The organism is Bacillus cereus group sp. BfR-BA-01356, assembly GCF_022663635.1.
GTDB classification, from domain to species: domain Bacteria; phylum Bacillota; class Bacilli; order Bacillales; family Bacillaceae_G; genus Bacillus_A; species Bacillus_A cereus.
In genome coordinates this window covers 22,104-31,642 of the sequence record NZ_JAKUFX010000063.1, presented here as the reverse complement: position 1 = coordinate 31,642, position 9,539 = coordinate 22,104, and the positions used below count along the sequence as shown (strand labels likewise).

The window sequence follows — 9,539 nt, the reverse complement described above, 5'->3', positions numbered from 1 at the left end:
ATTATCTAGAAATATCTTGAGACGTCCAAGTATTTTCTTTATTACTGGACTCTTATTAGAGAGTAAAACTAAGCCTGAGATAGGGCTTAAATATTAATATACGAGGGGTATGAATCAAAGTGTACAGTCGAGAAGTCTGGAAAGGAATGAAAAAGAGGGGGAACAGGTTAATTTTGATGGGCGAGAAGTATCCGTTGATCCAGAAGAAACATCAAATTTATCAACGACTTATAAAACGGAAGAGCAAGTAGTAAAAAGTATGTTAGGACAGCGTAAACTACAAGTAAAGGATAAGGACTATGTTCAAACAATGAATGTAATTGGTCAAAATGTTAATTGGTTTAAAGGGAAAGAAATTACATTCTTAGGGTTTATATATAAGGATAAAGATGTGACGGGTAATAAAGTAGTAGTGGCTCGATATGGCATAACTTGTTGTATTGCGGATGCATCAGTCTGGGGGATGATTGTTACCAGGAAAAATATTGAAAAAATTCCAGAAGAAACATGGGTGAAAATAACAGGATTATTAGATGAAACGACATATAAAGGAACAGTCTTTCCACTTGTAAAAGTAAACAAAATCGAGAAAATTAATAAGCCAACTGATCCATATGTATATGATGCTTTACCTCAATAGAAAAGAATAAATTCTTCATATTTTCATGAAATAGAATCATAATCATGGCGATAAAAAAATAAAGATAAGAGTAATTTGGTTTGTTAAAAATATGTGCAGAAGGAGTTATGCGATGAACTGGGTTACTCATAAACCATCATTTGAATTTGAAACATTTAGTCCTATTATTCGGTCACAATCTGCTTGGAGTGGACATTTAGATTTTGCATATGACTTAGTACGATTTGAAAAACCAGAAACTTTAGTTGAGTTAGGTACACATTTAGGAGCCTCCTTTTTTAGTTTTTGCCAGGGAGTAAAAGATGGAGGGTTATCGACTAAATGCTTTGCAGTAGATACTTGGGCTGGAGATGGGCATACAGGTCCATATGGAGAAGGGGTTTTTCAAATAGTAGAGAAAGTAGTGAGCGATAACTACCTTAATATAGGAAATTTAATTCGATCTACTTTTGATGATGCTGTAGACCGGTTTCAAGATGAAACGATAAATCTTTTGCATATTGATGGCTATCATACGTATGAAGCTGTTTCTCACGATTATAATACATGGATACCGAAAGTCGCGAAAAACGGTATTGTATTATTTCATGATATTGAAGTTAGAAGTAGTGATTTCGGCGTGTATAAGTTTTGGGATGAGGTAAAAGCGAAGTACCCTCATTTTCAATTTGCGCATTCATATGGACTGGGAGTGTTATTTCCGAAGGGTTGTAGTGATAAGTTTGAGGAAATACTTAAAAATAAAGAAGAAATACAAAATATGTATAAATAAAGGTAGGGCATGCATCATTTTAATGATGTGTGCCCTATTTTTGTGTGGGAAATTATGGTGTTAATTAAAAAGTTAAGATAGTTGTAAAAAGTTTTGTTGCAGCAAATATTAAAAAAGTTAGTATGGGATTGTTCTTTGTAAATAAAGTGAAGCTTTAATACGTTCATGTCAATCCGGGATTTTACAGTAGTTAATTTCTTAACTAATTGCTTTGCACTTACTGAATTTTAAGGCGGAGGTCTTATTGGCCGGAAATATCGGGATAAATAAAAATACAACATTTTTTATATTTTTCATTGCGAAAAACGTAATCTACTTTTACAATAGAAAGGGTTGTGAATATATTATACTGGAAAAATAAATCGAAATAATATGAAAATTTTGTTTTGTCTTCGCTAATTGTATATTACATACATGTAAGACGACATACGTCATGTTATCGACTTGTAAGGAGAGAAAAAAATGAAAAGTGTAAGATTACCATCGATGCTAGAAATCATAGTTCTTTTATTACTATTTCTTGCTGTTGTCTTTTCCTTCCAAACGATTTTTGATCTCCCAATTCAATTAGCGCTATTTATTTCATGGTTTTTAGTAATTGCGCTTGGATTAAGATTAGGATTTCGTTATCAAGAATTGCAAGATGCAATTACGAAAGGGATTTCTAACGGATTAGAAGCAATACTGATTTTAGTTGCAGTAGGTGCTTTAATTGGAACATGGATTGCTGGTGGGGTAGTACCAACATTAATCTATTATGGATTAGAATTTATTCACCCTAGCATATTCCTATTAGCAACATTAATTATTTGTTCTATAACTTCTATCGCAACAGGAACGTCTTGGGGAACAGTGGGAACAGCAGGTATTGCTATGATGGCGATTGGTGAAGGACTTGGTTTACCACTTCCGCTTGTTGCTGGCGCAGTTCTTTCAGGAGCTTATTTCGGCGACAAATTATCACCACTTTCTGATAGCACAGTTCTTGCAGCTTCTATGGCGAAAGTAGATGTTATTGCTCACGTTCGAGCTATGCTCGTATTAGATGTTCCGGCTTATATTATTACTAGTATTATGTTTACTGTAGCTGGTTGGATGTATGGCGGCGATAATGTAGATTTGAATCGAGTAGAATTTTTAAAAGAAGCTTTATTAAAGCAATTTGATATTAAAATATGGATGCTTGTTCCGGCGGTCATTGTTATCGTTCTATTAGCGATGAAGAAACCGTCTATGCCAACAATTGCAATGGGAGCTTTAATTGGTGCAATTTGGGCAACTCTTTTCCAAGGGATGAACTTTGGAGAGGCGATTGGAACAGCTTATAACGGATTCTCAATTCAATCTGGTGTTGAGTTTGTTGACAAGTTATTAAACCGTGGTGGAATTAACGGCATGCTTGGCTCAGTAGCCGTTATTATTTTCGGTTTAGGATTTGGTGGATTACTTGAAAAACTAGGTGTTTTAAAAGTAATCGTATCAAAATTTGAGAAGAAATTAAATTCTGCAGGTAATGTAACATTGTCTACATTAATCGTGGCATTCTTAGCTAATATATTTGGTTGTGCGATGTATGTATCACTAATTTTAACACCAAAAATTATGGAAGATAGCTATGATAAATTAAAAATAGACCGTCGTGTATTAGCGCGTAACTCAGAAGTAGGTGGAACGTTAACTTCAGGTATGGTTCCATGGTCTGATAATGGTATTTTTATGGCTGGTATTTTAGGTGTAGCAACGTTCTCATACGTTCCGTTTATGTGGTTAAGCTTCGTATCGTTAATTTTAGCAGTTATTTACGGATATACAGGCAAATTCATCTGGTATGTAGATGATGCAGATAAAGGAAAGCAAGCATCATAAAATAAAAATCACCTTCTACAATATGTAGAAGGTGATTTTTTTATTTTTTAATAGCATTTGCTAAAGTAATTTCATTCTCATATTTAGCAATTTTTTGTTGTATCTTTTTTAAGTTTTTTTCAGTGTCTTGCATGAGCTGTAAGACATTGGTCTCCTGTTGTTTCATTAATTCTAACCTTTGAAGGATGGTAGATTCTCCTTCCATAGACCAGTCGATAAATTGTTTTATTTTTTGAATTGGCATACTGGTGTTTTTTAAACACAAAATCATTTCTAAATATTTCAGTGCTTCTTCATCAAAAACTCGATCTCCTTTTTCGTTTCTTTGCAGAAAAGGAAACAGTCCTTGTTTATCGTAATAACGTATTTGAGAAATAGTTAAATGTTGCATTTTGGCGACTTGCCCAATTGTATAATACATATCATTCATCCTTTTATTACCAAGGTATAATGCCATCTTTGTTAAGTATTTTACCATTATAGTTTGTTTCACTTAATGCATATTTAATAATAATTTTAGCACTTTCAGTGGTTGTATGGCCACCGGGGGAATTTCCATTAAGATCCGTAGTTGTAAAACCAGGAGTTACCCCAAATACTTCTGGACCGTTAGTGGCAAATTCTTTACTAAAAGCTAATGTTAAAGCATTAATAGCTGTTTTGGAAGAATTATATCCTAGTGTATTAATTGGATGTGTTTCACCATTAGCAAACATTGTTAGTGAGGCCATGTCAGTTGTTACATTTAGTATTTTACTGTTGCTCGAATTCTTTAATAATGGTAAAAAGGCTTGCATCATTTGGAAAGTTCCAAAAAAATTAACTTCAAATCCTTGGCGTAAAGTTTCAATATTTAATTCACTAGGTAGTATATTGAAGTCTAGCGCTATGCCTGCGTTATTAATTAATAAATGTAAGTGGTCAGTCGTTTCGTAAATTTTCTTTGTTGCTTCTTGAATGGATTGTGAATTTGAAATATCTACTTGAATATAGGAAACGTTTGAAACATTTAAAGATTCTACGGCTTGTTGTCCAAGTTGTTCATTGCGAGCACCTAAAAATACGTGATAATCTTTTTCTGCTAATTGACGAACAAGTTCATATCCAATTCCTTTATTTGCACCTGTTATAAAAGCATATTTTTTCATATTGAATTCCTCCAGTAGTGTTATAGTAGGTTACAATGGAAAGGATACAGCCTAAACTTAAGTTTAGGTCAAGAGGAATTTTTTAAAATAAATATAGAATATCTATATATAAGAGTGAGAATTCTTATCATTTAAGAGAAAGTCTGTTATTATAAGAGATGTAGGTATTATATTTTCAAGGGGATGAAAACATGGAGTACAGAATTGAAAGAGATACATTAGGAGAAATAAAAGTTCCAGCTGATAAATTATGGGCAGCACAAACACAACGTAGTAAAGAAAACTTTCCAATTGGAACAGAGCAAATGCCGCTTGAAATTGTAAAAGCATTTGCAATTTTAAAGAAGAGTGCAGCACTTACCAATCAAAAATTAGGAAAGCTATCAGAAGAAAAAGCAGAAGCAATTGTTGCAGCAGCTGACGAAGTCATTGCAGGGAAATGGAATGAACATTTTCCGCTTGTCGTATGGCAAACAGGTAGTGGTACACAGTCAAACATGAATGTGAATGAAGTAATTGCAAATCGTGGGAATCAAATTTTGAAAGAGAAGGGATCTGAGGTACATATTCATCCGAATGATGATGTGAACATGTCACAAAGTTCAAATGATACATTTCCAACGGCGCTTCATGTAGCTTGTGTAATCGCAGTAGAAAATCACGTATTACCAGCAATTACGAAATTAAAAGAAACTTTAGCAGAAAAAGTAACTGCATTTGAACATATTATAAAAATTGGTCGTACACATTTACAAGATGCAACGCCGTTAACTTTAGGGCAAGAAATTAGCGGATGGCACCGTATGCTTGAAAAAACAGAGCGTATGATTGCAGAGAGTAATACATATATGAAAGAGTTAGCAATTGGTGGAACTGCGGTTGGAACAGGTATCAATGCTCATCCTAAATTTGGTGAGATGGTATCAGAGGAAATTAGTCAATTTACAGGTAAACAATTTGTTTCTGCACCAAATAAGTTCCATGCATTAACGAGCCATGATGAAGTTGTATATACTCACGGTGCATTAAAAGCATTAGCTGCAGATTTAATGAAGATCGCTAACGATGTACGTTGGCTTGCAAGTGGTCCACGTAGTGGTCTTGGAGAAATTATTATTCCAGCAAATGAACCGGGAAGCTCTATTATGCCAGGGAAAGTAAATCCAACGCAAAGTGAAGCATTAACGATGGTTGTAGCGCAAGTGATGGGGAATGATGCAACAATCGGATTTGCTGCGAGCCAAGGTAACTTTGAGTTAAATGTATTTAAACCTGTTATTGCCTATAACTTCTTACAATCAGCTCACTTATTAGCGGATGCAATTGTTTCGTTTAATGACAATTGTGCAGTTGGTATTGAAGCAGATGAAGAAGTAATTAATGAAAATGTGAATCGTTCACTAATGCTTGTAACAGCGCTAAACCCACATATCGGATATGAAAATGCAGCGAAAATTGCGAAGCATGCTCATAAAGAAGGGTTAACTTTAAAAGAAGCAGCATTGCAATCTGGGCTACTAACAGAAGAGCAATTTGATGAAATTGTAGATCCAAAGAAAATGATTGCTCCAAAAGAGTAATAGAGAAAGCCAAGGTTCTTAGTATAGAATCTTGGCTTTTTTGATGTTCATTTTTATGTTTCATCTACTTGCAATACTACAAGCTTCAAAATATATTATTTGTTAGCAGGCGTATTCATTACTTTCATCTGTGGGCAGTTCTCTTTTAAGAGTGAAATGAATTTTTCTTCTTCTAGTGGTACGAAAGTGGTCACTGAGTCAAATAAATTGTAATGGATTTCTAATTGTTGTCTAGTCCATTTTTTTGAATGAAGTTTTTTACCAGAGTATTTAACGTGACGAATATCTTCAAATGGAATTTCAGTATGAAAAATGAAACCGTGTTTTACAACAAGAGATGATTCCGTTATGTTGTAGTGAGAGAAATAGAATGAAGAAAGATTCACGATGTTTAATAGCATCATGAGGGTGAAAAAAATAGAATTTTCATTTTGGAAGAATAGTGAAATGAAAAAAATAATTATAAATAATGTAATGAAAATGACGTGGAATGGATTTTTTTTCGCTTTAAACTTCAAGTTAGTCACCTCAGTATACTTGTCCTTTAACTAAATTAAATCATAACATTGTGATAAAACGTATGAATATGCAGAATTGCATATTCATACGTTTTATTATTCATGTAAAATTTCTTGATGGGATAAATTCAAAAGAAGTTTTGTAATAGTGGAGTGGCATAAAGTGACTTACAAGAATAGAAAGATAGCGTTAGTCATAATTAGTTGTATGATGATTATGAGTAGTTGTGCTAATAAATTTGTTGAAGATAGAAATCGAAAGCATACATTTGTACAAGCAAGTAAGGTTTTAGTAGAGACTGTAAATAGAATATATAAAGTGAAACGTTAATCAGTGGGAGGCTTACTGCCCGGTAAATAGCGGGATAAAAAGTAAAAGGTGTTTTCTTATACGGAAACATCTTTTTTGTAGTTAAAATTGAATACTGAAGTTTTGGAATGAGTGAATACCGGTTTCATATTCACTAATCGCATATGTATTCTTTGCAATTTACTTAACGGTAAACCATAGGTCTTGAAGAATATTCATGTTCTATTTTACATCCTATAAAATGAATTTGTATAAACATATTCGCTTTTCGTTGTATTAAATCCTTTCGATAGATGTTTTTATAAAAGTTTATAAAATGGGCAAACGAAACGTTGAAATGTTTGTTTGTGTTGTGATAAGATGATGAAGTGATAATAAACGATATAGTGATTTGTTTGGTTTTTAAATAAACATTTTGAAGGAGTGTTTAGTATGAGCGATATTTCAGAGAAGTTTTGGGATGCGTCAATAGAGGAATTAAAGAAAGGGTATGTGTTTGATGAAGAAAAAGAGGGGTACATTTGCTTAGCTTGTGGTGAAACATTTATTAAAGGTGTTATTTATCAAGATAATCAAGTTTTGTATGAAGCAGAGAAGTTCGTCCAATTGCATATTCAAAATGAGCATACGTCTATGTTTGATTATTTGCTAAATATGGATAAGAAATTTACTGGATTAACGGATTTACAAAAGAAAATGGTTCAGTTTTTCTATACGGGACTGAATGATAAAGAAATTGTAAAAGAGTTGGATGGCGGGAGTACATCAACAATTCGTAATCATCGATTTACACTGCGAGAGAAAATGAAGCAAGCAAAAGTATTTTTAGCGCTAATGGAATTATCAGAAGAAAAATCAAAAGTACAAACGAAATTTGTGCCAATTCATAGAACAGCAACGATGGTGGATGATCGATACAATATTACGGAAGAAGAAAATAATGAAGTATTAAAAGCTCATTTTCCAGAAGGATTGGATGGACCTCTCTCTAAATTTCCGAAGAAACAAAAGCGTAAATTAATTATATTGCGCCATTTAGTGAAGAAGTTTGATAGTAATAAAAAGTATACTGAAAAAGAAGTAAATACAGTGATAGAAAATGTATACCCTGATTTCGTAACTTTAAGAAGATATTTAATCGAATATGGATTTTTAGATCGAACAGCCGATGGAAGTCAATATTGGGTGAAGTTATAATCATACGAAAAGAAAATGAATAGAAGCACAGTATTATAACAACTATACAAAGAGATAGAGATTGAAAATAGATTTTTTATAAAAGGAGAAATGACATTTGAAACCACCTGCAGATAACAATAAAGAAGGTGCGGAGTCACATAAGTTGGAAAGTGAGAGTAAACCGATTTGGAAATCGATGTCGATGTTTTTAGTACCGTTATTATTAAGTAATGTACTACAATCGGTTGGACAATTATTTGGTATGGTAGTAGTAGGAAGATGGCTTGGAGTTAATGATTTAGCGGCTATATCAGCATTCTTCCCATTATTTTTCTTGCTCGTTTCATTTGTAATTGGTATAGGTTCAGGAAGCTCTATTTTAATTGGTCAGGCGTTTGGTGCTAAAAACGAAGATCGTTTAAAAGCTATCGTTGGTACGACGCTGACATTTACCTTTATTATTGGAGTTGTGTTGGCGATAATAGGCAGTATTTTTGCGATGGATATTATGCGTCTAATGGGAACGCCAGAAAATATCATTGAAATAAGTGTACATTATGCACGGATTTTATTTATATCGATGCCAGTATTATTTTTATATTTCGCATATACAACATTTATGAGAGGTACAGGAGATTCTAAAACGCCATTTTACTTTTTAATTGTAAGTACAGGGCTAAATATGATTTTATTACCAGTTCTTATTTTTGGATGGTTAGGGGCTCCGAAATTAGATGTGTATGGAGCAGCCTATGCCTCTGTTATATCTACAGTTATTACGTTTATTGTCATGCTTGTGTATTTAAAGAAGAAAAATCACCCATTACAACTAGATGGAACGGTTAGAAAATACCTTCGAATGGATGGGGAGTTATTAAAGCTATTACTAAGGCTCGGTATTCCAGCGAGTATTAATATGATATTAGTTTCATTATCTGAAATTGCCGTAATCGCATTTGTAAATCGTTACGGTTCGGATGCAACAGCTGCTTACGGCGTTGTGAATCAAGTTGCAAGTTATGTACAAATGCCAGCAGTTAGCCTTGGTATTACAGTTTCTATTTTTGCGGCACAATCGATTGGTGCGAATCAATTTGATAGATTGCAAAAAGTTGTGAAGGCCGGAATTATTATGAACTACGTCATCGGTGGTGTGTTAATATCTCTTATTTACTTATTCTCAAGAGACATTTTATCACTATTTTTAACGAGTCAAACTACAATTGAAATTGCTCATAGCTTAGTTATGATTACGTTATGGAGTTATTTAATTTTCGGTCATGCACAAATTATTAGTGCGACAATGCGAGCGAGCGGTACAGTACTTTGGCCAACTGTTATTGGAGTTGTTTCAATTTGGCTTGTAGAAGTACCCGTAGCATATTATCTTTCTTACCATACAAGTCTTGGAATAGAAGGCATTTGGATCGGGTATCCAGCAGCATTTATTGTCAGCTTACTATTGCAGTATGCATATTATAAGCTTTCATGGCAAAAGAAACGAATTACACGATTAGTTAGTTAAA

General features: G+C 33.5%; 9 protein-coding genes and 1 pseudogene. 7 read left to right on the top strand and 3 right to left on the bottom strand.

What is annotated here, in order from left to right; translation table 11 throughout:
* Nucleotides 1-103: 103 nt before the first annotated feature.
* From MR168_RS19680 to nhaC, 3 genes and pseudogenes are all read left to right on the top strand, one after another.
* Nucleotides 104-640: pseudogene (locus MR168_RS19680) on the top strand (TIGR03943 family putative permease subunit); the annotation flags it as partial.
* 112 nt (nucleotides 641-752) lie between these two features.
* Nucleotides 753-1,412 carry a class I SAM-dependent methyltransferase gene (locus tag MR168_RS19675; RefSeq protein WP_001104667.1) on the top strand — a complete coding sequence of 220 codons (660 nt, stop codon included), beginning with the start codon at nucleotides 753-755 and terminating at the stop codon, nucleotides 1,410-1,412.
* A gap of 462 nt (nucleotides 1,413-1,874) precedes the next feature.
* On the top strand, nucleotides 1,875-3,278 hold the full coding sequence (gene nhaC, locus MR168_RS19670) for a Na+/H+ antiporter NhaC (protein ID WP_000843992.1): 1,404 nt from the start codon (nucleotides 1,875-1,877) through the stop codon (nucleotides 3,276-3,278).
* Nucleotides 3,279-3,318: 40 nt separating this feature from the next.
* Here the strand turns inward: nhaC and MR168_RS19665 are convergent, their stop codons facing one another.
* Together MR168_RS19665 and MR168_RS19660 are read right to left on the bottom strand one after the other, a co-directional pair.
* Nucleotides 3,319-3,699: a MerR family transcriptional regulator gene (locus tag MR168_RS19665; RefSeq protein WP_016122254.1), complete on the bottom strand. Its 381-nt coding sequence runs from the start codon at nucleotides 3,697-3,699 to the stop codon at nucleotides 3,319-3,321.
* Nucleotides 3,700-3,715: 16 nt separating this feature from the next.
* Nucleotides 3,716-4,426, bottom strand: coding sequence for an SDR family NAD(P)-dependent oxidoreductase (locus MR168_RS19660; RefSeq protein ID WP_006923251.1), 711 nt, complete (start codon nucleotides 4,424-4,426; stop codon nucleotides 3,716-3,718).
* A 191-nt stretch (nucleotides 4,427-4,617) separates the two neighbouring features.
* On the opposite strand from MR168_RS19660, the gene fumC reads away from it, so the two are divergent.
* The gene (fumC, locus tag MR168_RS19655) at nucleotides 4,618-6,006 is read left to right on the top strand and encodes a class II fumarate hydratase (protein ID WP_049108328.1); all 1,389 of its coding nucleotides are present in this window, start codon (nucleotides 4,618-4,620) and stop codon (nucleotides 6,004-6,006) included.
* 95 nt (nucleotides 6,007-6,101) lie between these two features.
* Here fumC and MR168_RS19650 read toward each other — a convergent pair whose 3' ends face one another.
* Nucleotides 6,102-6,524: a PH domain-containing protein gene (locus MR168_RS19650; protein WP_000669066.1), complete on the bottom strand. Its 423-nt coding sequence runs from the start codon at nucleotides 6,522-6,524 to the stop codon at nucleotides 6,102-6,104.
* Nucleotides 6,525-6,687: 163 nt separating this feature from the next.
* Here MR168_RS19650 and MR168_RS19645 point away from each other — a divergent pair, with 163 nt between their 5' ends.
* The 3 genes from MR168_RS19645 to MR168_RS19635 all read left to right on the top strand — a co-directional run bounded on the left by MR168_RS19645 (nucleotide 6,688) and on the right by MR168_RS19635 (nucleotide 9,538).
* A complete protein-coding gene (locus tag MR168_RS19645) occupies nucleotides 6,688-6,855 on the top strand; it encodes a hypothetical protein (protein ID WP_000221433.1) in 168 nt (55 codons plus the stop codon).
* 411 nt (nucleotides 6,856-7,266) lie between these two features.
* Nucleotides 7,267-8,031, top strand: coding sequence for a DUF2087 domain-containing protein (locus tag MR168_RS19640; RefSeq protein ID WP_001280279.1), 765 nt, complete (start codon nucleotides 7,267-7,269; stop codon nucleotides 8,029-8,031).
* Between the two features lie 97 nt (nucleotides 8,032-8,128).
* A complete protein-coding gene (locus tag MR168_RS19635; RefSeq protein ID WP_000804129.1) occupies nucleotides 8,129-9,538 on the top strand; it encodes an MATE family efflux transporter in 1,410 nt (469 codons plus the stop codon).
* Nucleotide 9,539 lies beyond the last annotated feature (1 nt).

Excerpts from the sequence above, each read along its gene's own strand:
- MR168_RS19675 (WP_001104667.1), top strand. The coding sequence starts at position 753 with ATGAACTGGGTTACTCATAAACCATCATTTGAATTTGAAACATTTAGT.
- nhaC (WP_000843992.1), top strand. The coding sequence starts at position 1,875 with ATGAAAAGTGTAAGATTACCATCGATGCTAGAAATCATAGTTCTTTTA.
- MR168_RS19665 (WP_016122254.1), bottom strand. The coding sequence starts at position 3,699 with ATGTATTATACAATTGGGCAAGTCGCCAAAATGCAACATTTAACTATT.
- MR168_RS19660 (WP_006923251.1), bottom strand. The coding sequence starts at position 4,426 with ATGAAAAAATATGCTTTTATAACAGGTGCAAATAAAGGAATTGGATAT.
- fumC (WP_049108328.1), top strand. The coding sequence starts at position 4,618 with ATGGAGTACAGAATTGAAAGAGATACATTAGGAGAAATAAAAGTTCCA.
- MR168_RS19640 (WP_001280279.1), top strand. The coding sequence starts at position 7,267 with ATGAGCGATATTTCAGAGAAGTTTTGGGATGCGTCAATAGAGGAATTA.